Here is a 24,267-nt window from a genome sequence, read left to right as displayed (position 1 = left end):
CTATCTAAACACTGTCAACTCAAAGCGCTCGCGGGGTCAAATTAAAAATGACGACGGCGTCAGGTTCAAGGAAAGCGCCCGGCGGGGCGGGAGAAACGTCGCCTTGGGGCCGCCGATGGGCCTGAACGTCTTTGTCCTGACGGGCGCCGGGGTTTCGGCCGAGAGCGGCCTTGGCACCTTCCGCGACACCAGTGGGATCTGGACCCAATACGATCTTTCCGAGGTCGCCACGCCCGAGGGGTTCGCCAAGGACCCGGCCAAGGTGCGCGCCTTCTACAACGCTCGCCGCGAGAACCTGGCCAAGGCCGCCCCCAACGCCGCCCATTCGGCCCTGGCCAGGCTGCAAAAGGGGTTGGCGGCCAAGGGCGGGCGCCTCTTCCTGTGCACCCAGAACGTCGACGACCTGCACGAGCAGGGCGGCTGCACCGACGTGGTCCACATGCACGGCCAGCTGCGGGTCACCCGCTGCCACGCCTGCGAGGCCACCTGGCCGGACGAGGGGCCGCTGAGCGGCGAGACTGTGTGCACGCGCTGCGGCGTCACCGGCTCGGCCCGGCCGCATGTGGTGTGGTTCGGCGAGGTTCCGCTGTTCATGCACGGCATCGAGGACGCCCTGGAGGAGGCCGACCTGTTCGTGGCCATCGGCACCTCGGGCTCGGTCTATCCCGCCGCCGGCTTCGCGGCCCAGGCGCGGCGGCTGGGCGTCCGCACCTGCGAGATCAACCTGGAGCCCTCCGACAACGCCCGTGTCTTCGACGAGCGGCGCTATGGACCGGCGACGGAGGTGGTGCCGGCGTGGGTGGACGAGGTGTTGCGGGGGTAGAGCGGGCATTCCTGGTTCCTCCGATGCGGCGAACACTTGCCCCCTTCGGGCCTTCGGCCCTCCTTCCCCCGGAGGGGGAAGAGGACGCGATTGTGATGGCGGAGCGCGCGTCCTCCGCCCCCTACGGGGGCGGACAGACCGCGAAGCGGTCAGGTGGGGGCAAGTGGGTGTGATCTCACGCCAGCGGCTGTGAGTTGGAGGAAAGGGACGCGGAGCGCCGGACGACGTCCGGAGTGTTTGAATGTGTGTACCGTTTCGACGAAGCCCGTTCGCTCCGCGCAATCGTTATCCGCCAGCTTCCGGTAGGCAGCCCTGTTGAGGCTTAGCCGGACCCGGTTCCGCCGTTTCCGACGGTCCCGGACGCCGGGGGCGCGGGCCTATGGGCAAAACACGCGCTTTATCCCCGTTCGACGCCGACGGCGGGCGGGCTCCCCAACGATGGAAGTCCCCGGACACGCTGGAGTAACCCCCTCCAGCCCAGTCCCGCTCGATCGCTCCCCGCCGCCGCATCGGTCGCTGGCCATGCGCCCTTTCCCTGCTGCGAGGTGGGATCAGGATACGGCGGGTCTGGGGAATGGGGATAAGTTAGGTCGAGAAATTTCAAGCGATTGAAATCGCTGGAGTCTGATCGCTATCCGCTCGGGATAGAGCCCCCTCCGTCTCGTCGCTGCGCGCCGAGCCACCTCCCCCGTTTCACGGGTGAGGAGGAGCGCCGCCTCTACGCCGAGATCGCGTGCAGCTCCGCCGCATGCGCCCTCAGCCACCGCCGGTGGGGCGCGGGGTCGCCGGCCAGTTTTTCGCACAGTGCCCAGAAGCGCGGGCCGTGGTTGGCCTCGATCAGGTGGGCGCATTCGTGGGCCACGACGTAGTCGGCCACTGCGTAGGGGGCCAGGACCAGGCGCCAGCTGTAGCGGATCGCGGCCGGGTGACCGGGCCGGGCCGGGCGGCACGAGCCCCAGCGGGCCTTGGGGTCGGCGACGGCGACGCTGGGCATGGGACGGCCCAGGGCGGCGGCGTGGTGGGCGGTGCGTTCGGTCAGGCGCGCCAGGGCCTCGCGCTTGGCCAGGCGGATGATCTTCAGCGACCAGGTGCTGTCGTCGGGGGCGATCAGGGCCTCGTCGGTCATCCGGGCCCGGCCCGGGCCGACCTCCAGCCGATAGGGCTTGCCCAGCAGGCGCAGGATCCCGCCCGGCGCGATGACCTGGCGGTCGGGCAGGGCGGCCAGCTGGCCGGCGATCCAGTCGGCCTTCTCGTGGGCGAAGGCCACGGCCTCGGACAGGCGGCGCGGCGAGGGGGCCAGGGCCACCACCTCGGACTTGGCGCGGTCGACCCGCAGCGAGATCCGCCGGGCCCGCCCGTCGACCTTCAGCCGCACCGCGCAGCCGCTCACCTCCAGACGGTCGCCGTCGGCGTAGCGTTGCGGGCGGAAGAGGTTCATGCCCCCTAGATCGCGCCTCGGCGTGCGTCGCGCAAGGTCATGTCAGATCCTCCCCCTGTGGGGGAGGCGGCCGAAGGCTGGTGGGGGGATAATGCGGAGGTGGCGAGCGGCGAGACCGGCGATCCGATCATTCCCCCCTCCGATCGCTTCGCGATCACCTCCCCCACAGGGGGAGGGTCTTGTGCGGCGCCTCACCCCCCGAAGTTCGGGTCGCTCTTGAGGATGAAGTCACGCACCCGGGGATAGATCTCCTCGCGGAAGCGGCGGCCGTTGAAGACGCCGTAGTGGCCCACGCCCGGCTGGACGTAGTCTTCCTTGAGATCCTCGGGCAGGGCCGAGCAGAGGCCGTGGGCGGCCTGGGTCTGGCCGATGCCGGAGATGTCGTCGTTCTCGCCCTCCACCGTCATCAGGCCGATGTCGGTGATCAGGTCGGGCCGCACCAGGCGGCCGCGATGCGACAGCTCGCCCTTGGGCAGCAGGTGCTGCTGGAAGACGATGTCGATGGTCTGGAGGTAGAATTCTTCGGTCAGGTCCAGCACCGACAGATATTCGTCGTAGAACTCCAGGTGCTTGTCGGCGCTGTCGCCGTCGCCCTTCACCAGGTCCTGGAAGTAGCGCTGGTGGGCGGCCTGGTGCTTCTCGGCGTTCATGCTCATGAAGCTGGCCAGCTGGACGAAGCCCGGATAGACGCGCCGGCCCATGCCCGGATAGGGCGGGGGCACGGTGTAGATCATGTTGGACTGGAACCAGGTGAACGGCTTGTCCTCGGCCAGCTGGTTGGTGACCGTGGGCGACAGGCGCGCGTCGATGGGCGAGCCCATGAAGGTCATGCTGGCCGGGCGCGAGGGATCGCCGTCCTCGGCCATCAGGGCCGCGGCGGCCAGCACCGGCGGGCCGGGCTGGCAGACGGCCACCACGTTGGGGCGCGGCCCCAGCACCCGCAGCATGTCGCGGATGTGGTCGATATAGTCGTGGAAGTCGAACCGGCCCTCCAGGACCGAGACCTCGCGGGCGTTGACCCAGTCGACGATGAACACCGCGTGGTCGGGCAGGAAGGCCTCGACCGTGCCGCGCAACAGGGTGGCGTAGTGGCCCGACAGGGGGGCGACGATCAGCACGGCGGGGTCCAGCTGGAACTTGCCGGCCCGGCGCATGTCGGCCATGTCGCGGTCGAACTGGATCAGGCGGGCCCAGGGGCTTTCCCAGACCACGGTGGGGCGCACCCGCACGTCGACCTGGCCGACCTTGATGCTGTCGATGCGCCAGTCGGGCTTGCCGTAGCGGCGCGTGACGTTCGAGAACAGGTCCGCGCCCGCGTGCATGCGGCGACCCAGATCGGTGTCGGCGGCCGGGTTCAGGGGCGAGCCCCAGAAGTCGCGGGCGGCGCGGGCGGCGAGGCGCCAGGGCGTGGAGGCGTAGAAACTGGCCTCGTGCAGGGCGTACAGCATGGGCTGATCCAGTATGTTGCAACGCAACATAACACGCCAAACCCTAAGAGAGTACAGCCTTCCGGTAGCGGTACAGGGTCGCGGGGCCGTCCCGGACCCTTCGCCGCCTAGTTTCCGGCCATGGCGTCCTTGATCTGGCGCGCGATCTCCTCGGGCGGCAGGTTGTAGGCGATCACCTTGCTGAAGCGGCCCTTGGGATCCATCAGATAGATGGCCGTGGAATGGTCGACGCTGTAGCCCGGGCCTTCGCCGACGGTCTTGTAGTAGACGCGATAGGCCTTGGCGGCGGCGGCGGTCTGCTCCGGCGTGCCGGTCAGGCCCAGGATGTTCCTGGGCAGGTTGTCGCCCGACAGGAAGGCCTTCACCTGTTCGGGATTGTCGCGGCCCGGATCGACCGAGATGAAGATTATCTTCAGGTCCTTGGCCTTGGGACCCAGCTGGTCGCTGGCGGCGGCCAGGGCCTGCAGGGTGCCGGGGCAGACGTCGGGGCAGTAGGTGAAGCCGAAGAACACCGCGTGCCACTGGCCCTTCAGTGTCTCTTCGGTGGTCGGCTTGCCGTTCTGGTCGACCAGCTGGAAGGGGCCGCCCACCAGGGACGGGGCGGGGGCGGGCGCGAAGACGCCGGCCCGGAAGATCAGGAGGCCGGCCAGGACGACGGCGCCCAGGCCGGCGAAAATGGCGATCAACCGGTTACGGGGCATGGGCGTTTGACCTTTCGCTCTCGCCAGACGGGAAGCTCTGGCCTTATGGTGCGACATGGCAGACGCGTCTCTGAAGAATGCGCCGCACAGTTCGCCTCGTCCGGGGCTCGATAAGCCTGACGGGGAGGCGGCGCAAGACGAGGACTGGTCCTGGGCCGGACCAGGGCTCCGTCGCGGACGCCTGAGGCTCCGCACCCTGATCGCCCAGCGCTGGCTGATGGTGGCCGGCCAGACGATCGCCGTGCTCCTGGCCGGGGTGGTGCTGGACCTGCAGGTGCCCTACGGCCTGTGTTTCGCGCTGATCGCCGCGTCGGCCTGGGTGAACGTGCTGATCAGCCTGGCCTTCGGCGGCCAGCGGATGGCGCGCGAGGGCGAGGCCACCGCCCAGATCGCCTTCGACATCGTGCAGCTGGCCGGGATGCTGTACCTGACCGGCGGCATCATCAATCCGTTCTCCTTGCTGATCATCGCCCCGGTGACCCTGGCGGCCGCCACCCTGCCGGCGCGCTTCGCCCTGGGGCTGGGGGCCCTGGCGGTGGCCTGCTGCCTGGTGCTGGCCTTCGTCTACATGCCCCTGCCCTATCGGCCGGCGGCGGGGCCGCCGCCCATGCCCGGCGCCCTGACCATGATGACCATCGTGGCCTCGCGCGTGCTGGGGATCGCCGTGACCGGGGCCTATGCCTGGCAGGCGGCCACGGAGTCGGCGCGGATGGAGCTGGCGCTCAACGTCACCGAGACGGTGCTGGCCCGCGAGCAGCGCCTGTCGGCCCTGGGCGCCCTGGCCGCCGCCGCCGCCCACGAGCTGGGCACGCCCCTGGCCACCATCTCGGTCGTGGCCCGCGAGATGATCCGCAACGCGCCGGACGAGCAGACCCGCGAGGACGCCGAGCTGATGATCGGCCAGGCCGCCCGCTGCCGCGAGATCCTGGCCCGCCTGACCGAGATGCCCGAGGCCAAGGACGCGGTGCACGAGCGCATCAGCCTGGTCCAGCTGGTGCACGAGGTGATCGAGCCGCACATGATCCACGGCATCCGGGTGGAGGCCGTGGTCAACGGTCCGCCCGGCGATTCCGCCCCCGACATCTGGCGGCGGGCCGAGATTCTCCACGCCCTGACCACCATCGTCGAGAACGCCGTCGACTTCGCCCGGGCCGAGGTGATCGTCATCGCCCGGTTCGACACGCGGGCGGTGGTGATCGAGGTGCGCGACGACGGTCCCGGCTTCTCGCCCGAGATCCTGGCCAAGCTGGGCGAGCCCTATGTCACCTCGCGTCCGGGGGCGGAGGGATCGCGCACCGGCCACATCGGCATGGGCCTGGGCTTCTTCATCGCCAAGACGTTGTTGGAACGAACCGGCGCCACCGTGGATTTCAAGAACGGACGGCGCGGCGGCGCGGTGGTCGCGGCGCGCTGGCCGAGGTCGGCCCTGGAAGCGCCGGCCATGGTTGGAGCAAGCGAACTGTAATGAAACACTTGCGGTCCTTCGAATTTGGGCAACAAGATGGCTTACTCGAAGCCCAGTTGAGTGTTGGCGCGGGGAGGCGCTGAATTTCATGGCGGATATCGGTGAAATGGTCGCGGCTTTGCCCGACAAGTCCCTGCTTCTTCTTGACGACGACGCGCCGCTGCGGACGCGACTGGGTCGAGCGCTGGAGCAGCGAGGATTTGCGGTGACGCTTTGCGCCTCGGTCGCTGAAGCGATGAGTTCGCTGCGAAGTCACGCGCCCGCCCACGCCGTGCTCGACATGCGGCTGGAGGACGGCACGGGGCTGAAGGTGGTCGAGGCGGTGCGCGACGCGCGGCCCGACGCCAAGGTGATCATGCTGACCGGCTACGGCAACATCGCCACCGCCGTGGCGGCGGTGAAGGCCGGGGTCATCGACTACCTCTCCAAGCCGGCCGACGCCGACGACGTGGCCCGCGCCCTGCTGGCCGCCAAGGACGCCGCCCCCGCCCCCCCTGAAAACCCGATGAGCGCCGACCGCGTGCGCTGGGAACATATCCAGCGGGTCTACGAGATGTGCGGCCACAACGTCTCGGAGACGGCCCGGCGGCTGAACATGCACCGTCGCACCCTGCAGCGGATCCTGGCCAAGCGGGCGCCGCGCTGATCTCAAATCCCTCTCCCCTTGCGGGAGAGGGTGGCCTCCGAAGGAGGTCGGGTGAGGGGTTGAAGAACAGAAACGCCGCGACCAGCCTCAAGGCCGGTCGCGGCGTTTTCCGCTTGAGAGACCCCTCATCCGTCGGCTTCGCCGACACCTTCTCCCGCAAGGGGAGAAGGGGCGTTCCTCACATCGCCGAGATGCCGCCGTCCAGCTTCAGCTCGGCGCCGGTCATGAACTTGCTCTCGTCGCTGGCCAGGTACAGCACGGCGTTGGCGATGTCGTTGGGTTCGCCGATGTGGCCCAGGGGGATCTGCCGACCCAGCTTGGCGTGGGCCTCTTCCTTGCCCAGGCGCTGGCTCAGCGGGTCCAGGATCGGGGTGTCGACGAAGGTCGGGTGGATCGAGTTGGACCGGATATCCAGCCCCATCTTGGCGCAGTAGAGGCCGATGTTCTTGCTCAGCAGCCAGACCCCGGCCTTGGAGGCGTTGTAGGCGGGCGAGTTGTGGTTGGCGATCAGGCCGGCGATCGAGCTGATGTTGATGATCGAGCCCGGCTGATGGGCGCGCATGTATTTCAGGGCGTGCTTGGCTCCCAGGAAGACGCTGTCGACATTGATCGACATGATCTTCTTCCAGAGATCGAACTCCATCTGCTCCAGCGGCTTGTCGCCCGCCACGCCGGCGTTGTTGAGCAGCACCGAGATGCCGCCCATGGCCGCGTCGGCCTTTTCCAGGGCCTGGATCCACTGGTCTTCCTGGGTGACGTCCAGTTCGAAGGCGAAGGCCGTGCCCGCGCCGTGGGCGGCGTTGATCTCGTCGGCGACCGCTTGGGCTCCGGCGAAGTTGATGTCGGCCAGGCTGACCTTGGCGCCCTCTTCGGCGAGCCGTCGCGCGGCCGCCGCGCCCAGGCCTTGGGCCCCGCCGGTGATGAAGGCCTTCTTGCCGGCGACCCGGCCCGTGCTCTGCGCCATTTCGGCGTCCTCCCGATTATAATTCAAACGATAGTTTGAACTGTCCTCCTCCCCCGTGCAACGGGGGAGGTGTCCGCGAAGCGGGCGGAGGGGGCGTCGCGGCGCCCTTAAGCTACCGAATCCATGAACTTCGCCATCGTCACGTCCAGCTCGCTGACCCCGTCGGCGTCGTGGGTGGTCAGCACCACCTCGACCCGGTTGTAGACGTTGAACCACTCCGGGTGATGGTCCAGCACGTCGGCCTTCAGGGCCACGCGGGTCATGAACCCGAAGGCCGCGTTGAAGTCGTCGAACTTGAAGGTCTTGCTGATCGCGTCCTTGTCGGACACGGCGGTCCAGCCCTGCAGCTGGGAAAGGGCGGCGGCGGCGCCGATCTTGGCGGGGCGGGACATGGCGGGCTCCTGAAAGCGGACTGATCCTTCAGAACGCCAATCCGGTCGCCGCCGCAAGGTCTTCCAAGAGCTGGTCCTCGGTCGAGACCTTGATGGCGGTCATGCCCAGGGCCGCGGCCGGCTTGCAGTTGATCCCCAGGTCGTCGAGATAGACGCAGGCTTCCGGCGCCACCCCGATCAACTCGCACATCATTTGATAGATGCGCGGATCGGGCTTCCTTACGCCCGCCTTGGAGCTTTCGATCACCGCGTCGAACTGCTCGAAGATCCCGGCGATGGCCTGGGCCTTCTCCGCCGAGCCGGCCATGCCCGTGCCGTGGCCGGTGACCACGTTGTTGGTGATGCAGCCCACCTTGAACCGCGTCTTGCAGGCCGCCAGCGCCGCCACCACCCGTGGCCGCACGTCGCCCGAGAGCAGCGGCAGCACGTCAGCCCCGCGCACCGGATGGCCCAGCCGCGTGGCCTCCTCCAGGAACATGGCGTCGAAGGCCGCCGCGTCGATCTCGTTGCGCTCGAACAGGGCCCAGGCGTTGGCGTCGGGGTCGGCGGCGTTGACCCGGCGGATGAAGTCCTGGGGCAGGCCGCGTTCGGCCTCGTAGCGCCGGAAGGCCTCGAACGGCGAGGTCGTGAACACCCCGCCGAAGTCCCAGATCACCGCCTCGATGGCCATGCGCCCCCTCAAACAACTGTTTGATCCAGGCTAGGCCGCTCGCGCGGCTCTGGCAATCGTCATGGTCACGCTCGCGTGAAGGGTGAAACCGCACGCAAGGCGGCCCGGGCTCTGGCTTGTTAACCTTCTGGAGTTTTCGCCATGACCCGACGCGTCCTGTCCTTGCTCGTTCTCGCCGCCGGCCTGATGGCCGGATCGGCGCTTCACGCGCAGGACCGGCCGGGCCTCTATCTGGATCCCCAGCAGCTGCCGCCGGACACCCGGCCGGGCGAGTGCGTCACGCGGCGGGTCACCGGCCCGGGCGGCGCCTATCGCTGGGAGCGCATCGAATGCGCCGGCCAGAGCGGCTGGAGCGACTTCGACCGCTGGGGCTACGGCCGCCGGCCGTTGCAGGTCGAGGACCGCCCACGGGCAGATGGTCTGCGCGGCGACCGATACGGCGGCTGGAGTCGGGATTCCGACGGACAGTGGGACCCCTATCGTGGCTATCCGATCTACCGCGTCGCCGGTCGCGACGCGGACGGCTTCCTGGTCTGGCCAGGCAAGCGTCCATAGGGGCAAGCTGCCGTAACGACTCGTGTTTTTGGCCCGGAGGTTGCGTCGGTGGGGACTGGACGCACCATTCCGGGACAGGGGGAAAGTAATTCATGCGTACGCCGAACAAGCCGCTCTTCAAGGGCTATGAAATCGCCGCGATCGTCGCCTTCGTGGTGGCCGCCATCGCCGTGGGCAGCCTGAAGCTGGTCTACTAGCACCGGCCCGCGAGAGTCCGGTTTCGGAACATAAGGACCCCGTCCGCGCGTTGTGGACGGGTATCCGGAGGTTCCGCCCTGTCGACTCTCGCGCCCAATCCGCCCCCAAGCTTCCTGACGCGCCTTCGCGGCCTGCCGCCGGGCGCGCGCTGGGGCATGGCCGGCGCGATCCTGCTGACGGCGGCCATCGTCGTCTTCCTGGTCATCTTCGACTGGAACTGGTTCCGCGGCCCGGTCGGACGGCTGGCCTCGGCGCGGCTGGACCGCGAGGTGGTGATCGAGGGCGACCTGCGTGTCCATCCCTGGTCGTTCTCGCCCAAGGCCGAGGCCTATAGCGTGCGCATCGCCCAACCCGACTGGGCGGCCAAGGCCGATCCCAAGGGCTCGCCCGCGGGCGTGCCCATGGCCAAGGTCGACCGCATCGCCGTGCAGATCAAGCTGCTGCCCCTGCTGAAGGGCGACGTGATCATGCCGCTGCTGGCGGTGGACCGTCCCGACGTAAAGCTGCTGCGCGAGCCCGGCGGCAAGGCCAACTGGGCGTTCGGCGATCCCAACGCCCCCAAGAAGCCGCTGAAGCTGCCGGCCATCCAGCACTTCATCATCAACGACGGCCAGCTGCGCTACGCCGACCTGCAGCGCGACATCTTCTTCCTGGGCACGGTCAGCTCCAACGAGCACGCCACGGGCGACGGCCAGGGCAAGTTCGTGCTGGAGGGCAAGGGCCAGCTGAACCGCTCGCCGTTCACCGCCCTGGTCACCGGCGGCCCGCTGCTGAACATCTCGCCCGATCAGCCCTATCCGTTCGACGCCAAGGTCGACGCCGGCTCGACCCACATCACCGCCAAGGGCGACATCACCAAGCCCTTCGACCTGGGCCGCTTCGAGACCCAGCTCAGCGTCGCCGGTCCCGACCTGAACCGCCTCTACGCCCTGACGGGCCTGACCCTGCCCAACACCCCGCCCTACAGGATCAGCGGGGCGCTGACCCGCAAGGGCGGCCGGTTCGACTTCAACAAGCTGAACGGTCGCATCGGCGACAGCGACGTCTCGGGCGACCTCTTCGTGCTGACCGGCAAGGACCGGCCCTATCTGGAGGCCGACCTGCAGTCCAAGCGGCTGGACTTCGACGACCTGGGCAGCCTGGTCGGCGCCGCCCCCGCCACGGGCCGGGGCGAGACCGCCTCGGCCGGCCAGAAGGTCGAGGCCGCCCAGCGCGACGCCACCCAGCGGCTGCTGCCCGACGCCACCCTGCAGGTCGACCGCGTCAAGGCCATGGACGCCAAGGTCAAGTACCGCGCCCTGGCGGTCAACGCGCCCAACCTCCCCCTCAAGAAGGTCCGGCTGGACCTGACGCTGGAGAAGGGCGTGCTGACCATGGACCCCATCGCCTTCACCTTCTCGCGCGGGGATCTGGCCGGAAAGGTGCGGCTGGACGCCAATCCCAAGGTGCCGCGCACGGATCTGGACATGCGCCTGACCAACGCCAAGCTCGAGGACTTCATCACCATCAGGAACGACGGCAAGCCGGCCATCGAGGGCGGGGTGATGGCCCGGGCCAAGCTGACCGGCTACGGCAATTCGGTGCACCGCGCCGCCTCCACGGCCAACGGTCAGGTGACGGTGGTCTCGCCCAAGGGCGAGATCCGCCAGGCCTTCGCCGAACTGCTGGGCGTCAACGCCTCCAAGGGCCTGCTCCTGCTGCTGAGCAAGAGCAACAAGGAGACCAGCGTCCGCTGCGCCGTGGCCGACTTCACGGTCAAGGACGGCGTGATGCGCTCCAACCAGATCGTCGCCGACACCGGCGTGGTGCTGGCGCGCGGCAAGGGGACCATCGACCTGGAGAACGAGCGACTGGACCTGAAGATCGACGGCGACAGCAAGAAGCCGCGCCTGGTGCGTCTGTTCATCCCGATCACCATCAAGGGGCCGTTCATGGCGCCCAAGATGGGTCTGGAGACCGGCGGGGCCGTGGCCCAGGGCGGCGTCGCCGCGGCGCTGGGCGCGCTGGTCACGCCGCTGGCCGCCATCCTGCCCTTCGTCACCGGCGGCGAGGCCAAGGACGCCGACTGCGCCAGCCTGGTCGCCGAGGCCCGCAGCGACGGGGCTCCGGTGAAGGTGAGCCAGACCACGGCCGCGAAAGCGAAGAAGTAGGTCCGAGCCCGCTGTCGGGGACACACCCATGGGTGTGTCCCCAGCCGTGGCCGCGGCGGCGCCTCCAGACCAACGTCATCCGGGGCACAAGGCGGGGATGACGGGAGTGACGGGTGGTTCAGGCCAGCCGGAAGAAGAACACCTTCGCCGCCCCATACTCCCGCGCGTCGAGCCGCTCGAAGCCCTCCGGCGCCGGGTCGGGCTCGTCGCGGCCGCGTTCGAACATGACGACGGCGCCGGGGTTAAGCCAGCCGCCGGCGACCAGCTGGGCCATCGCCTTTTCGCCCAGGCCCTTGGCGTAGGGCGGGTCCAGGAAGGCGATGTCGAAGGGCTTGCCGGCGCTGGCCGGGATGGCGCCCAGGTCGGTGGCGTCGCGGCGGTGCACCTTGGTGTGGCCGAACAGGCCGAAGGCGTCGACGTTCTGGCGGATCGCCCCGCGCGCGGCGTCGTCGGTCTCGACGAACAGGCAGAAGGCCGCCCCGCGCGAGATCGCTTCGAAGCCCAGGGCGCCGGAGCCGGCGAACAGGTCGATCACCCGCGCCCCGTGCAGTTCCGGGGCCCAGGCGGCGTGTTCCAGGATGTTGAACACCGCCTGGCGGGCGCGGTCGGAGGTGGGACGGGTGGTGTCGCCCGGCGGGGTGGCGATGGCCTTGCCGCGATACTGGCCCGAGACGATGCGCAAGGCTCAGTCCTCGGCGATGGCGAGCTTGGCCCGCTTCATCAGGCGGTTGATGAACGACAGCGCCCCCACGACTACGGCCATGCCTGCCCAGCCCCAGGGCGTGCGGGTGACCAGGCTGAAGAAGGTCAGGCTGCACATCAGGCCGGGCAGCAGGGCCACGCGCAGCAGGACGTACAGCTTCTCGATCGTCGGCATGGGCTCGGCCAGCTTGCCGATGAAGGCCGCATAGGCCCAGGCCGCCGCGTGGGCCACGCCGATGGAGGTCACCAGACCGACATAGACGAAGATCGACGGGGCCGTGCCCTGCTCCCACAGGAGTTCCGTGCCCAGGGGCAGCAGGGCCAGCAGGCCCAGCATCACCAGGTTCAGCACGTCCAGCGCGCCGTCGGCCTTGCGCAGGCGCGAGAAGGTGCGGCGGTGGCTGATCCAATAGATGCCGATCACGCCGAAGCTGACCGCATACGCCAGCAGCTTGTGCTGCATCTGGCCGAACAGGTCCGCCACGCCATGCCAATGCTCGGGCGGATGGATCTCGATGGCCAGCAGGGTGATGGCGATCGCGAACACCGCGTCCGAGAACAGGATCAGGCGGTGAAGGTGCTGGTGTTCCTTGTCGGTGATGTCTTTGGTCATACGCGCCCCACTTTTCGATGCGATGTGTGCCGTGTGCGGGCGGGCGGGGCAAGTCGTGCATGGCGTATCGCGGCGACGTCTTGCGCGCGGCGGCGCGAACGCCTAGCGATGCGCCAGGGATTGGATCGGGAACCATGGCGCCAGCAGAGCTTCGACGGTCGCCGTTCCTGGCGGACCTGACGGCGGACGACCGCCGGGTCGGGCGGCTGGTTCTGACCCTGCCGGTCGGCGTGATCGCCGCTATCCTGGCGGCCCTGATCGGCGGCATCGTGGTCTATCTGGGCTTCGTGGTCGGCGGCGGAAGCGCCCTGGCCGAGGACCTGATGGCGCGGATCGGGCGCGCCGAGACCCCCGCCACCCTGACCCAGGTCGGTTTCGTGCTGGGCCTGCTGGCCGCAGCCAACGGCGCCATGGCCCTGGCCTTCGTCGGCGTGGCCGCCGTGCTGCATCGTCGCCGCCTGAGCAGCTATTTCACCGCCGCCCCCCGCTTCCGCTGGGAGCTTATGCTGCTGGGCCTTGGCCTGTTCGCGGTGGTGATCGGGCCGCTGCTGCTGGCCTCGGCCGCGCTCGACCCCAAGGCGCCGGGCGCGCCGATCCTGGCGATCAGCCCCCACCTGGCCGGACGGCTGGCCTATGCGGTGATGGTCGTGGCGCTGCTGCTGGTCGCCGCCGCGGCCGAGGAGCTGGTGTTCCGCGGCTGGCTGCTGAAGGCGTCCGGCGCCTTTCTGAGCGATCCGCGCGTGGTGCTGGTGGTCAGCGGCGTGCTGTTCTCGGCCATCCATTTCGACCCGAACCTGGACGCCTTCCTGGTGCGCCTGGCCATGGGGATCGGCCTGGCCTGGATGACCCTGCGGCTGGGCGGGATCGAGTTCGCCATCGGCGCCCACGCGGCCAACAACATCCTGATCCTGCTGCTGGTCCAGCCGATGTCGCTGAAGCCGGACGCGCCCCATCCCTTCCCGCCCGAGACCCTGGTGGTCGCGCCGCTGATGCTGGCCGGCTACGTAGCCATGGCCGAGCTCGCCGCCCGCTGGGCGCCGTTGCGGCGCTGGGCGCGGATCCCGGCGCTAGGACCAGCGTAGGGGCGGGGCCTGGGCCTTCAGGGCCAGCAGGGCCTCGCGCAGGTCGGCCATGAAGCCGTGGCGGTCGCCCGTCCACGCCAGGGGCGGACCCGCCAGCACCGCGCAGTTCAGGGGCGCGGGGATCGCCTCGCCCTTGGGCAGGACGCGGCCGGCGCCCTGGATCCAGACCGGGGTGACGGACGCCTCGGGAAAGGCCTCGGCCAGGCGCGCCACGCCGCTCTTCAGCCGGCCCAGCTCGTCGCCGTCGCCGCGCGTGCCCTCGGGGAAGACCACCACGATGTCGCCGGCCGCCAGGGCCTCGCGGGCCGGGGCCAGGACGTCTTCACCGGTTCCCGCTTTCATCCGCGCCACCGGCACGATGCCGATCACCCGCCGCGAGAACCAGCCGATCACCGGGTCGCGCAGGAAATAGTCGGCCGCCGCCACCGGCCGCACCCGGGCCACGGCGCGGGCGGGGAAGATGGTCAGCAGCAGCAGGGTGTCCATGTGGCTGGAATGGTTGGCCGCCACGATGGCCGGGCCCTTCAACGGCAGATGCTCGCGGCCGGTGACGTCGGCCCCGGTCAGGAACAGGGCCAGCGGCCGGGCCACCAGCACCAGCAGCAGGAGGCGCGGCCAGCCCACGCTCAGAACTTTTTCAGCGCGAACAGCGCCAGCAGGTGGAAATAGAGCGGGGCGGTGAAGGTCAGGCTGTCGAACCGGTCCAGCACCCCGCCGTGGCCGGGGATGGCGTGGCTGGTGTCCTTGACCCCGATGTCGCGCTTGACCGCGCTCATGGTCACGTCGCCCGCGAAGCCGGCCACCGGCAGGGCCAGGGCGACGATCAGCAGGCCGTGGCCCGCCAGGGGCGTGAACACCGGCCCGACGAACCAGATCAGCAGGCCCGTGGCCAGCCAGCCGCCCAGGAAGCCCTCCCAGGTCTTGTTGGGGCTGACGGTGGGGGCGATCTTGCGGCGGCCGATCAGCTTGCCGACCACGTACTGGGCCACGTCGTTGAACTCGGTGAACAGCAGCAGGAAGAACACCAGGCCGGCCGCCCCGGCGGGCAGCGTCTCGGTGTCGGGCGCGCGCATCAGGAAGGCGGCGAAACCCAGGTTGTAGACGCAGGTCACCAGGCCCCAGTGGAAGGTGGCGGCGGTGGTCAGGAAGCCCCGCGTCTGGCCCAGCATGGCCATCAGGAACGGCAGGCCCAGGAAGGTCCAGACCGGGATGAACACCAGGTAGAACATGTAGCGGTCGGCCACGATGAAGCCGTAGGCCGCGACCAGGATCAGATAGGCCGCCAGGATCGCGGGGCGGTCCTCCTTGCGGATCGGGGCCAGGGACAGGAACTCGCGCAGGGCCATGAACGAGACCAGGGCGAAGACCGCCACCGTGGCCTGCCAGCCCAGGAGCAGGGCGCCGGCCAGCAGGGCGACCATCACCCACCAGCTAGCGATCCGCTGGCGCAGCTCGCGGTGGGCCTCGCCGGGCTTGAGCGCCGTCAGCACCGTGGCGATGGCCCCGGCCACGCTCAGCAGGGCGACCACGCCGGCCAGGCCCAGCAGCAGCACGGGCGGCTGGGCGGCGAAGAAGGCGCGAACGGCGGCGACGAGATCCATGCGGCTCCTGCCCATGCAGCGTGTTCAGCTATAGCCTAGTTCTGGTTTCCGACCACAGGAGCGCCGCATGGCCGACGATCCCGACAACCGCCGCCCGCTGAAGGTGCGCGACGCCGCCTTCGCCAGGCGCGCGGCCGCCCGTCTGGCCGCCGCCAAGGTCGGGCCGGACACGATCTCGGCCATGGGCGTGGCCTTCGCCGCCCTGGGCGCGGCCCTGGTCATGACGGCCGGGGCGATGGACGGCTGGCTGGCGCGGGCGCTGGCCCTGCTGCTGGCGGCGGCCTGCATCCAGGCGCGGCTGCTGTGCAACCTGCTGGACGGGCTGGTGGCGGTCGAGCACGGCCGGGCGGGACCGGCCGGACCCATCTGGAACGAACTGCCCGACCGGGTGTCGGACGTACTGCTGCTGGCCGGGACCGGTTACGGCGTCCAGGCGGCGGGCCTGGCCGGCGGCGCGACCCTCGGATGGATCGCCGCGGTGCTGGCGGTGCTGACCGCCTATGTCCGCGAACTGGGACGAGGCCTGGGACGCCCCGCCGACTTCTCCGGCCCCATGGCCAAGCAACAGCGCATGGCGACCCTGACGGCCTTCTGCCTGGTCTCGATGTTCGAGCCCCTGTGGGGCGGCGATGGCCAGATGCTGCTGTGCGGCCTGCTGGTGATCGCGGCTGGCGGCCTGGTCACGGTGATCCGCCGCACCCGCAACCTGGCGGCGGGGCTGCGTGGCTAGCGCCTTGGGCGCCGCCGGCAGGCTGACGTTCTGCGGGGCGGCGGGCGGCTTGCAGCCCTTCGCCAGGCCCAGGCGCAGCCGGAAGTCGTTTTTTGTCTGGGAGGTCGCGGCGCCGTTCAGGCGGGCGCCGGAAATGGAAACGGCCGCTCCCTTTAGGGAAGCGGCCGTTTTGGTGGAGCTAAGCGGAGTCGAACCGCTGACCTCTTGAATGCCATTCAAGCGCTCTACCAGCTGAGCTATAGCCCCAAGGTTTGCTCAAGTTTCCCGGTGGGTCACTTGAGAATTCCTCAGTCTCTCCGGCGGTTCCGAGTGGGTGGCCCCCGAAGAGGCGCGGAACCTATGCCGGGAGGATTTTTGGATCAACCCTCCCGGCGAACTTTTTTCGGAAAATTTTTCGACCGCTGTTCGGTGAAGATTTTCCGGCGAACCCGGACGAGATCAGTCGTCGTCGTCCGCGCCCGGCAGGCCTTCGATTTCGTCGTCCAGGACGTCTTCGTCGTCTTCGTCCTCGAGGAACGGAACGTCGGCGTCGTCCTCTTCGGCCAGCTCGTCGTCTTCCGAGAAGTCGACGCCCAGGTCGTCGCCGCCCGGGGCCGGAGCCGCGGTGGGATCGGTGTCGTCGTCGTCGGCCTCGACGACTTCCTCGGCGGCTTCGTCGATTTCGGGGGTCTCGTCGACCTCGTCCTCGTAGCCGTCCTGCTCCTTCGGCGCGACCGACGGCTTCTCGTCGTCGGCGTCGTAGTCAGGCGTGACGGCCCGGGCGCGCACGCGACGCGACTTCAGGGCTTCTTCGGGATCGAACGTCTCGCCGCACTTCGGGCACGTGGCCGGGCGACGGTTCAGATCGTAAAACTTCGATTGGCAGTTGGGGCAAATTTGTTTTGCGCCCAATTCGGGATTGGCCAAGGCGGCGACCCTTTGATCCAGATGGGAAAAGCGGCCGGTCACTTGCCATGACGAGGGGCCGCTGTCAAAAGCAAACCCCTCGCGAAAACCACCATGTTCAAGGAGCCGGTTTCGGCATGACGACGGCTGGACTGAAGAGCACGCCCGGCGCGGCCTTGCGTGGAACCGTTCGGGCCCCTGGCGACAAGTCGATTTCGCACCGTTCGATGATCCTCGGCGCCCTGGCTTCGGGCACCACGACGGTGGAAGGTCTGCTGGAGGGCGCCGACGTTCTGGCGACCGCCGAGGCCATGCGCAGCTTCGGCGCGCGGGTCGAGCAGGAGGGCGTGGGCCGCTGGCGGATCGAGGGCCAGGGCGGCTTCGTCGAGCCTTCGGACGTGGTCGACTGCGGCAACGCCGGCACCGGCGTGCGCCTGATCATGGGCGCGGCGGCGGGCTTCCCGCTCTGCGCCACCTTCACCGGCGACAATTCCCTGCGCTCGCGCCCGATGGGCCGGGTGCTGGACCCGCTGGCCCGCATGGGCGCCACCTGGCTCGGCCGCGACAAGGGCCGCCTGCCCCTGACGCTGAAGGGCGGCAACCTGCGGGGCCTTTCGTACAAGCTGCCGATGGCCTCGGCCCAGGTGAAGTCGGCCGTGCTGCTGGCCGGGCTGCACGCAGAGGGCGGCGTCGAGGTGATCGAGCCGGAAGCCACCCGCGACCACACCGAGCGCATGCTGCGCGCGTTCGGGGCCGAGGTGATCGTCGAGGACCGCGCCGAGGGCGGCCACACCAGCCGCCACATCCGCCTGCCGGCCGGCCAGAAGCTGAAGGGCACGCACGTGGCGGTGCCGGGCGATCCCTCGTCGGCGGCCTTCCCGCTGGTGGCCGGCCTGATCGTGCCGGGCTCGGAAGTGACGGTCGAGGGCGTGATGCTCAACGAACTGCGCACGGGCCTGTTCACGACGCTCCAGGAAATGGGCGCGGATCTCGTGATCTCGAACGTCCGCGAGGCCAGCGGCGAACAGGTGGGCGACATCACCGCCCGCTATTCTCCGAACATGAAGGGCGTCGTCGTGCCGCCCGAACGGGCCCCGGCGATGATCGACGAGTATCCGATCCTGGCCGTGGCCGCGGCCTTCGCCGACGGTCCCACCGTCATGCGCGGCATCGGCGAGATGCGCGTCAAGGAAAGCGACCGCATCGCCCTGACGGCGGCCGGCCTGCTGGCCTGCGGCGTCACGGTCGAGGAAGAGCCCGAGGGCATGACCGTGGTCGGGACCAAGGGCGGCAACCATCCGGTGCGCGGCGGCGGCAAGGTGATCACCCACGGCGATCACCGCATCGCCATGAGCCACCTGATCCTGGGCATGGCCGCCCAGGCGCCGGTCGAGATCGACGAGCCCGGCATGATCGCCACTAGCTTTCCCGGCTTCGCCGAACTGATGCGCGGCCTGGGCGGGACCATCGAGGAGGCCTGAGCCATGGTCCCCTTCGTCATCGCCGTCGACGGCCCGGCCGCCTCGGGCAAGGGCACTGTCGCCTCGCGCCTGGCCGAGCTCTACGGCTATCCGATGCTGGACACGGGCCTGCTGTACCGGGCCGTGGGCGTGCGCCTGCTGGACGCGAACGGCGACCTGGACGACGCGGTGGCCGCCGAAGCCGCCGCGCGGGGCCTGCGGCTGTCGGAGCTGGAACGGCCCGAGGTCCGCACCCGCCATGCGGGCGAGGCCGCCAGCCGCGTGGCCGTGCATCCGGGCGTGCGCTCGGCCCTGTTCGACCTGCAGCGCGACTTCGCCCTGCGCGAGCCCGGCAGCGTGATCGACGGTCGCGACATCGGCACGGTCATCGCCCCTGAGGCCCCAGCCAAGCTCTATGTCACGGCCCGTCCCGAGGTGCGCGCCGAGCGCCGCTGGAAGCAGCTGACCGGCCAGGGCGAGGGCGTGACCTTCGAGGAGATCCTGGCCGACATCAAAAAGCGCGACGAGCGCGACGGCGGCCGCAAGGACGCGCCGATGACGCAGGCTCCGGACGCCGTCTTGCTTGATACGTCGGAAATGACTATATCCCAGGCCTTCGATGCGGCCCGCCGCATCGTCGAGACGGCGCGCGCCCGGTGGGGAAACCCCAAGGGCTAATCCACCGCCCGCCTCGCCGCCGCTTAGGAAGCGCCGGTTCGCATCAAAAATCCACACACCTGGAATCCCGAGAACCGTCACGTGGCGGCGCTCACCGCAGGGCTTCCCACAACCTAGAGACCAAAGATCAGCATGGCTGACGATATGAGCTTCAACCCCACGCGCGACGATTTCGAAGCGCTCCTCAACGACTCCATGGGCGGCCGCGACTTCGCTGAAGGCACCGTCGTCAAGGGCAAGGTCGTCGGGATCGAGAAGGACTTCGCGATCATCGACGTCGGTCTGAAGACCGAAGGCCGCGTCCAGCTGAAGGAATTCGGCGTCGACGAAGCCGGCAAGGCCACCGTGAAGGTCGGCGACACCGTCGAAGTCTTCCTGGAACGCCTCGAAAACGCCCTGGGCGAAGCGGTCATCAGCCGCGAAAAGGCCAAGCGCGAAGAAGCCTGGACCCGTCTGGAAGGCGTCTACGCCAAGAACGAACCCGTGCTCGGCGCCATCGTCGGTCGCGTCAAGGGCGGCTTCACCGTCGACCTGGGCGGCGCCTCGGCCTTCCTGCCCGGCTCGCAAGTCGACATCCGCCCGGTGCGCGACGTCGGCCCGCTCATGGGCAAGGAACAGCCCTTCGCCATCCTCAAGATGGACCGTCCGCGCGGCAACATCGTCGTCTCGCGTCGCGCCATCCTGGAAGAAGCCCGCGCCGAGCAGCGCACCGAACTGGTGTCGCAGCTGCAAGAGGGTGAAATCCGCGAAGGCGTCGTCAAGAACATCACCGACTACGGTGCGTTCGTCGACCTGGGCGGCATCGACGGCCTGCTGCACGTCACCGACATGAGCTGGAAGCGCGTCAACCACCCGAGCCAAGTGCTCGCCGTGGGCGACACCGTGAAGGTCCAGATCGTCAAGATCAACCCGGACACCCAGCGCATCAGCCTCGGCATGAAGCAGCTGCAGTCGGATCCGTGGGACGGCGTGGAAGCCAAGTACCCGGTCGGCGCCAAGTTCACGGGCCGCATCACCAATATCACCGACTACGGCGCCTTCGTGGAGCTGGAAGCCGGCGTCGAAGGCCTGGTGCACGTCTCGGAAATGTCGTGGACCAAGAAGAACGTCCACCCCGGCAAGATCGTCTCGACCTCGCAGGAAGTCGACGTGGTCGTGCTGGACGTCGATCCGTCCAAGCGCCGCGTTTCGCTGGGCCTGAAGCAGGCCCTGGCCAACCCGTGGGATTCGTTCCTCGAAACCCACCCGGTCGGCTCGACCGTCGAAGGCGAAGTCAAGAACGCGACCGAATTCGGTCTGTTCATCGGCCTCGACAACGACATCGACGGCATGGTGCACCTGTCGGACATCGACTGGAGCGCCTCGGGCGAAGAAGCCATGTCGCGCTACAAGAAGGGCGACATCGTCAAGGCCAAGGTCCTGGACGTCGACGTCGAGAAGGAACGCATCTCGCTGGGCATCAAGCAGCTGGGCGGCGATCCGATGTCGGGCGACACCTACCGCAAGAACCAGACCGTGACCGTCACGGTGACGGAAGTCACCACCGGCGGCATCGAAGTGCGCTTCGGTGAAGACGACGCCCTGATGACCGCCTTCATCCGCAAGTCGGACCTGTCGCGCGACCGTCAGGAACAGCGCCCCGAGCGCTTCGCCGTGGGTGACCGCGTCGACGCTCAGATCACCAACGTGGACAAGGCCGCGCGCCGCGTCTCGATGTCGATCAAGTCGCTGGAAATGGCCGAAGAGAAGGAAGCCATCGAGCAGTTCGGCTCGTCGGACTCCGGCGCTTCGCTGGGCGACATCCTCGGCGCGGCCCTGCGCGAGCGGGCCACCAAGGACTAAGATTCGCGCTTTTCGCGAAGATTAGCTTCAGAAACGGGAAGCGGCGGCCGGAGCGATCCGGCCGCCGTTTTCTTTGCGCGTTGCTCTGAGTGAGCTTGGGCGGGCCGCCGCTGACCTCGACGCGCCCCGCACTCGACCTAAACTGGCCGTTTCATCCGGCGCGGCTATTAACCCCGTTCGTCGCAAACCCGACGCGAGTCGCGCGCTTTCCCCTTGAAGACTCAGGCCGGCTTGGGCAAAGGTCGCACGCGCGCCGGGTCCGCCTCCCCGGAACCGCTTTGGCGCGTCGGGGATATCGATGATCAAGTCCGAACTCATCGCCAGGCTCGCGAACGAGAATCCGCACCTGACCCAGAAAGACGTCGAACGCGTCGTCGGCGTCATCCTTGAACGCATGATCGGTGCGCTCGAAGAAGGCGGCCGGGTCGAACTGCGCGGCTTCGGCGCCCTGTCGGTGCGCTCGCGCCCGGCCCGCGCCGGCCGCAATCCGCGCACCGGCGAAACCGTCGACGTCCGCGCCAAGCACGTGCCGTTCTTCAAGAGCGGCAAGGAACTGCGCGGTCGCCTTAACGCCGACGAATAGTCCGTCCTCGATTGTAAACGATCCTTCGGCCGCGCTTGACCGCCCGGGCCGAACGCCTTCAGCTTCCGGAGCTTTCAAGCGTCGGAGAAGGCCTGCATGAGCATCCTGAAGGAATTCCGCGAGTTCATCGCGCGCGGCAACGTCATCGACCTGGCCGTCGGCGTCATCATCGGCGCGGCCTTCAACGGCATCGTCAAGAGCCTGGTCGACCAGGTGATCATGCCGCCCATCGGCCTGCTGACCGGCGGGCTCGACTTCTCCAAGCTGCAATGGGTGCTCAAGCCCGAGAACCCGGCCACCGAGGCGGTCGAGCTGGTGGCCATCCAGTACGGCGCCTTCATCAACACCGTGATCCAGTTCCTGATCGTGGCGGCGGTGGTGTTCCTGCTGGTCAAGCTGGTCAACCAGATCCGCCGCGCCGACGCCGAGGACCCCGCGCCTTCCGCCCCGCCGGCCCCGACGCCGGAGGAAAAGCTGCTGACCGAGATCCGCGACCTGCTGGCCAAGCCCAAGGCCTAGAGCAGGGTCTCCAACACCTCCCGCGCCGCCCGCAGCCCCGTCTGCCAGGCGCCGTGGGCGGTGGAGAAGGAATGGGGCGAGCAGGCCTCGCCGGCGAAGAACAGCCGGCCGTCCACCGGCGCGGCCAGGGCGGCGCGCTCGCCCGCCCGTCCGGGCAGGGCGTGCGAATACGAGCCCAGGGCCCAGGGATCGCGCGACCAGCCCGTCTCGGTGATCACCGACACCCGGCGCCGCAGGTCCGAGCCGTAGACGCCCACCAGTTCCTCGACGGCGAAGGCCGCCGCCGCGCCGGGACCCTCCGCCTCCAGCCCGCGCGCATGGGCGCCGCCGAAGAAGGCTTCGATGATCGGTCGGCCCAGCGGCCGCAGGTGGTACGACCCCGTCGCGGTCCGCCGGGGATCGCCATAGACCATGGTCTCCACCCCGAAGGCCTCCGGCTCGGCCAGGCTCAGGAACACCTTGTCGGCCAGGCCCAATGGCAGGCCCTCGGCGGCGGCCAGCTTGGCGGGCAGTTCGGGCAGGATGCGCAAGGCGCCGGCCGCCAGCACGCCGGTGGAGACGCAGACCACGGCCGCCCGCGCCGAGATCGTCCCCTTGGGCGTCTCCAGCACCAGGCGCGGCCCGTCGTGGCGCAGCACGCTGACCGGGCAGTCCAGGACGATCCGCACGCCCGCCGGCGCCAGGCCCGCGATGCCGGTCCCGTAGCCCTCGCGCACCCGCCAATTGACCTCGCTGTCCTCGTAGACCGCGTAGTCCTGGATCGAGACCTGGTCGAACTCCGCGCCGTTGTAATAGGCGCTGAAGGCGTTCAGCAGCGGGGTCCAGCGGTCGTGGGGGTCCAGCAGCCGCGAGACGGGGCCATCCTCGTTCTTGGCACCGGCCTCCCGCGCCGCCGCCTCGACCTTCTCGTCCAGGGCCGCGAAGACCGCGCCATAGGCCCGGCGCTCCTCGGCGTCGAGGGTGGGAGTGGCCTCCGGATGGGCCCAGGGCGGCGGGGTCTTGTCGATGGTCAGGCCCAGAGCCGCGATGGCGTCCACTAGCGGGTTGCGGTCGGCCGAGTGCAGCCACTCGCAGCCGAGATCCAGCGGCAGGCCCTCGTGGCCGATCGTGTGGGCCCGGCCGCCGACGCGTCCTTGCGCCTCCAGCACGAGGGTGGTCAGGGGCGCGCCCGCCAGGGCCGAGGCGGCGGCGAGACCGGCGGCCCCGGCTCCGATGATGGCGACGTCGACTTCGGTCATGAGCGCGAACCTAGACCGGCGGTTCGGCGGGCGGAACCTGGTCGCTCTCCAGCTCGATGGAATCCCCCGGCTTCAGCCCACAGGCCAGCAGGCTCTTCCACACCCCCTCGGCGTCCTCGGCGAAGCGGAAAAGCTCCAGGTCCGAGGCGGCGATCATGCCGTGCGCGGCCAGGGCGTCGAAATTGATCACCGAGCGCCAATAGGCCTCGTCGAACAGCACGATGGGGATGCGCGGGGCCTTGTCGGTCTGGCGCAGGGTCAGGATCTCGAACAACTCGTCGAAGGTGCCGAAGCCGCCGGGGAACACCACCAGGGCGTTGGCCCGCATCGCCAGGTGCATCTTGCGCATGGCGAAGTAGTGGAAGCGGAACGACAGGTCCGGCGTGGCGTAGGGATTGGGCGACTGCTCGTGCGGCAGGGTGATGTTGAACCCGACCGACGGCGCGCCGGCGTCGAAGGCCCCGCGATTGGCCGCCTCCATGATCCCCGGCCCGCCGCCGGTGGCGATGACGTTGTCGCGCACCCCGTCTTCGGCATGGATCGCCCCGCCGCGCTCGCTGGCGATGGCGCCGAACCGCCGGGCCTCGCGGTACCAGCGGGCCTGCTCGTCGCTACCGTCCTCGCGCACCCGGGCGCTGCCGAACACCACGATGGTCGAGCGCACGCCCCAGGCCTTCAGGGCCTCGTCGGCCTTGGCGAACTCCAGCAGGAACCGCACGCCCCGCATGGACTCGCCCAGCAGGAAATCCTGGTCCAGGGCCGCCAGGCGGTAGGAGGGCGAGGCCAGCTGGGCGGCGGCGTCGGGCGGGGTCTGATCGGTCATCGGGAACTCATGGACGAACCAACGGATGGGGACATGCACATGAGCATGTCCCCGGTTCCCG

26 protein-coding genes, 1 tRNA gene and 1 pseudogene are annotated in these 24,267 nt (G+C 69.2%); 13 read left to right on the top strand and 15 right to left on the bottom strand.

Going from position 1 to position 24,267, the window contains the following annotated elements; all coding sequences use genetic code 11:
* The first annotated feature begins 115 nt into the window (after positions 1 to 115).
* Positions 116 to 823: an NAD-dependent deacylase gene (locus tag AC07OA_RS21050; protein ID WP_494665778.1), complete on the top strand. Its 708-nt coding sequence runs from the start codon at positions 116 to 118 to the stop codon at positions 821 to 823.
* A 718-nt stretch (positions 824 to 1,541) separates the two neighbouring features.
* Here AC07OA_RS21050 and AC07OA_RS21045 read toward each other — a convergent pair.
* The 3 genes from AC07OA_RS21045 to AC07OA_RS21035 all read right to left on the bottom strand — a co-directional run bounded on the left by AC07OA_RS21045 (position 1,542) and on the right by AC07OA_RS21035 (position 4,410).
* Entirely contained in the window at positions 1,542 to 2,261 is a 720-nt protein-coding gene (locus AC07OA_RS21045) for a M48 family metallopeptidase (RefSeq protein WP_494665777.1), read from the bottom strand.
* Positions 2,262 to 2,452: 191 nt separating this feature from the next.
* On the bottom strand, positions 2,453 to 3,709 hold the full coding sequence (locus AC07OA_RS21040) for a polyhydroxyalkanoate depolymerase (RefSeq protein WP_494665776.1): 1,257 nt from the start codon (positions 3,707 to 3,709) through the stop codon (positions 2,453 to 2,455).
* A 107-nt stretch (positions 3,710 to 3,816) separates the two neighbouring features.
* Positions 3,817 to 4,410, bottom strand: a complete 594-nt coding sequence (locus AC07OA_RS21035; protein WP_494665775.1) for an SCO family protein — start codon at positions 4,408 to 4,410, stop codon at positions 3,817 to 3,819.
* Between the two features lie 55 nt (positions 4,411 to 4,465).
* Between AC07OA_RS21035 and AC07OA_RS21030 the strand changes: the two genes are divergently transcribed.
* Together AC07OA_RS21030 and spdR are read left to right on the top strand one after the other, a co-directional pair.
* Positions 4,466 to 5,875, top strand: a complete 1,410-nt coding sequence (locus AC07OA_RS21030) for an ActS/PrrB/RegB family redox-sensitive histidine kinase (protein ID WP_494665774.1) — start codon at positions 4,466 to 4,468, stop codon at positions 5,873 to 5,875.
* Positions 5,876 to 5,963: 88 nt separating this feature from the next.
* Positions 5,964 to 6,521: a stationary phase response regulator transcription factor SpdR gene (gene spdR / locus AC07OA_RS21025; protein ID WP_494665773.1), complete on the top strand. Its 558-nt coding sequence runs from the start codon at positions 5,964 to 5,966 to the stop codon at positions 6,519 to 6,521.
* Positions 6,522 to 6,528: 7 nt separating this feature from the next.
* Here the strand turns inward: spdR and AC07OA_RS21020 are convergent.
* The 4 genes and pseudogenes from AC07OA_RS21020 to AC07OA_RS21005 form a co-directional block, all read right to left on the bottom strand.
* A pseudogene (locus AC07OA_RS21020) lies at positions 6,529 to 6,681 on the bottom strand (hypothetical protein); the annotation flags it as partial.
* Between the two features lie 18 nt (positions 6,682 to 6,699).
* Complete coding sequence (locus AC07OA_RS21015) at positions 6,700 to 7,485, bottom strand: SDR family oxidoreductase (protein ID WP_494665772.1); 786 nt, start codon at positions 7,483 to 7,485, stop codon at positions 6,700 to 6,702.
* Positions 7,486 to 7,592: 107 nt separating this feature from the next.
* Complete coding sequence (locus AC07OA_RS21010) at positions 7,593 to 7,877, bottom strand: 4a-hydroxytetrahydrobiopterin dehydratase (RefSeq protein ID WP_494665771.1); 285 nt, start codon at positions 7,875 to 7,877, stop codon at positions 7,593 to 7,595.
* 28 nt (positions 7,878 to 7,905) lie between these two features.
* On the bottom strand, positions 7,906 to 8,547 hold the full coding sequence (locus AC07OA_RS21005) for an HAD-IA family hydrolase (protein WP_494665770.1): 642 nt from the start codon (positions 8,545 to 8,547) through the stop codon (positions 7,906 to 7,908).
* 141 nt (positions 8,548 to 8,688) lie between these two features.
* On the opposite strand from AC07OA_RS21005, the gene AC07OA_RS21000 reads away from it, so the two are divergent.
* From AC07OA_RS21000 to AC07OA_RS20990, 3 genes are all read left to right on the top strand, one after another.
* Positions 8,689 to 9,102: a hypothetical protein gene (locus AC07OA_RS21000; protein WP_494665769.1), complete on the top strand. Its 414-nt coding sequence runs from the start codon at positions 8,689 to 8,691 to the stop codon at positions 9,100 to 9,102.
* A 92-nt stretch (positions 9,103 to 9,194) separates the two neighbouring features.
* Positions 9,195 to 9,299 carry a hypothetical protein gene (locus tag AC07OA_RS20995; RefSeq protein ID WP_494665768.1) on the top strand — a complete coding sequence of 35 codons (105 nt, stop codon included), beginning with the start codon at positions 9,195 to 9,197 and terminating at the stop codon, positions 9,297 to 9,299.
* A 156-nt stretch (positions 9,300 to 9,455) separates the two neighbouring features.
* Positions 9,456 to 11,450, top strand: coding sequence for an AsmA family protein (locus tag AC07OA_RS20990; RefSeq protein ID WP_494665767.1), 1,995 nt, complete (start codon positions 9,456 to 9,458; stop codon positions 11,448 to 11,450).
* A gap of 118 nt (positions 11,451 to 11,568) precedes the next feature.
* Here AC07OA_RS20990 and rsmD read toward each other — a convergent pair whose 3' ends face one another.
* Positions 11,569 to 12,132 carry a 16S rRNA (guanine(966)-N(2))-methyltransferase RsmD gene (gene rsmD, locus AC07OA_RS20985; RefSeq protein WP_494665766.1) on the bottom strand — a complete coding sequence of 188 codons (564 nt, stop codon included), beginning with the start codon at positions 12,130 to 12,132 and terminating at the stop codon, positions 11,569 to 11,571.
* Between the two features lie 3 nt (positions 12,133 to 12,135).
* Positions 12,136 to 12,765, bottom strand: coding sequence for a TMEM175 family protein (locus AC07OA_RS20980; protein ID WP_494665765.1), 630 nt, complete (start codon positions 12,763 to 12,765; stop codon positions 12,136 to 12,138).
* A 134-nt stretch (positions 12,766 to 12,899) separates the two neighbouring features.
* Here AC07OA_RS20980 and AC07OA_RS20975 point away from each other — a divergent pair, with 134 nt between their 5' ends.
* Complete coding sequence (locus AC07OA_RS20975; RefSeq protein ID WP_494665764.1) at positions 12,900 to 13,847, top strand: CPBP family intramembrane glutamic endopeptidase; 948 nt, start codon at positions 12,900 to 12,902, stop codon at positions 13,845 to 13,847.
* Here AC07OA_RS20975 and AC07OA_RS20970 read toward each other — a convergent pair.
* The gene (locus AC07OA_RS20970) at positions 13,833 to 14,471 is read right to left on the bottom strand and encodes a lysophospholipid acyltransferase family protein (protein ID WP_494665763.1); all 639 of its coding nucleotides are present in this window, start codon (positions 14,469 to 14,471) and stop codon (positions 13,833 to 13,835) included. The genes AC07OA_RS20975 and AC07OA_RS20970 overlap by 15 nt on opposite strands.
* 2 nt (positions 14,472 to 14,473) lie before the next feature.
* Positions 14,474 to 15,448, bottom strand: coding sequence for a phosphatidate cytidylyltransferase (locus AC07OA_RS20965; protein ID WP_494665762.1), 975 nt, complete (start codon positions 15,446 to 15,448; stop codon positions 14,474 to 14,476).
* Between the two features lie 67 nt (positions 15,449 to 15,515).
* On the opposite strand from AC07OA_RS20965, the gene AC07OA_RS20960 reads away from it, so the two are divergent.
* Positions 15,516 to 16,178, top strand: coding sequence for a CDP-alcohol phosphatidyltransferase family protein (locus tag AC07OA_RS20960; protein ID WP_494665761.1), 663 nt, complete (start codon positions 15,516 to 15,518; stop codon positions 16,176 to 16,178).
* A 170-nt stretch (positions 16,179 to 16,348) separates the two neighbouring features.
* Here the strand turns inward: AC07OA_RS20960 and AC07OA_RS20955 are convergent.
* Both AC07OA_RS20955 and AC07OA_RS20950 read right to left on the bottom strand, forming a co-directional pair.
* Positions 16,349 to 16,424, bottom strand: a tRNA-Ala gene (locus tag AC07OA_RS20955).
* A gap of 192 nt (positions 16,425 to 16,616) precedes the next feature.
* Positions 16,617 to 17,084, bottom strand: a complete 468-nt coding sequence (locus AC07OA_RS20950; RefSeq protein WP_494665760.1) for a TIGR02300 family protein — start codon at positions 17,082 to 17,084, stop codon at positions 16,617 to 16,619.
* A gap of 116 nt (positions 17,085 to 17,200) precedes the next feature.
* On the opposite strand from AC07OA_RS20950, the gene aroA reads away from it, so the two are divergent.
* The 5 genes from aroA (at position 17,201) to mscL (ending at position 22,145) form a co-directional block, all read left to right on the top strand.
* Complete coding sequence (aroA, locus tag AC07OA_RS20945) at positions 17,201 to 18,544, top strand: 3-phosphoshikimate 1-carboxyvinyltransferase (protein WP_494665759.1); 1,344 nt, start codon at positions 17,201 to 17,203, stop codon at positions 18,542 to 18,544.
* Between the two features lie 3 nt (positions 18,545 to 18,547).
* Positions 18,548 to 19,201 carry a (d)CMP kinase gene (gene cmk, locus AC07OA_RS20940; RefSeq protein ID WP_494665758.1) on the top strand — a complete coding sequence of 218 codons (654 nt, stop codon included), beginning with the start codon at positions 18,548 to 18,550 and terminating at the stop codon, positions 19,199 to 19,201.
* A gap of 132 nt (positions 19,202 to 19,333) precedes the next feature.
* Entirely contained in the window at positions 19,334 to 21,043 is a 1,710-nt protein-coding gene (gene rpsA, locus AC07OA_RS20935) for a 30S ribosomal protein S1 (RefSeq protein WP_494665757.1), read from the top strand.
* Positions 21,044 to 21,341: 298 nt separating this feature from the next.
* The gene (locus AC07OA_RS20930; RefSeq protein ID WP_007676040.1) at positions 21,342 to 21,626 is read left to right on the top strand and encodes an integration host factor subunit beta; all 285 of its coding nucleotides are present in this window, start codon (positions 21,342 to 21,344) and stop codon (positions 21,624 to 21,626) included.
* A gap of 96 nt (positions 21,627 to 21,722) precedes the next feature.
* The gene (gene mscL, locus AC07OA_RS20925; protein ID WP_494665756.1) at positions 21,723 to 22,145 is read left to right on the top strand and encodes a large-conductance mechanosensitive channel protein MscL; all 423 of its coding nucleotides are present in this window, start codon (positions 21,723 to 21,725) and stop codon (positions 22,143 to 22,145) included.
* Here the strand turns inward: mscL and AC07OA_RS20920 are convergent.
* Complete coding sequence (locus tag AC07OA_RS20920) at positions 22,142 to 23,383, bottom strand: flavin monoamine oxidase family protein (RefSeq protein ID WP_494665755.1); 1,242 nt, start codon at positions 23,381 to 23,383, stop codon at positions 22,142 to 22,144. The genes mscL and AC07OA_RS20920 overlap by 4 nt on opposite strands.
* A gap of 10 nt (positions 23,384 to 23,393) precedes the next feature.
* Positions 23,394 to 24,206 (bottom strand): LOG family protein, encoded by an 813-nt coding sequence (locus AC07OA_RS20915; RefSeq protein ID WP_494665754.1) that lies wholly within the window; start codon positions 24,204 to 24,206, stop codon positions 23,394 to 23,396.
* Positions 24,207 to 24,267 lie beyond the last annotated feature (61 nt).

It is taken from the genome of Caulobacter sp. GW821-FHT09B08 (assembly GCF_059418225.1).
This window is presented reverse-complemented; position numbering and strand designations above follow the sequence as displayed.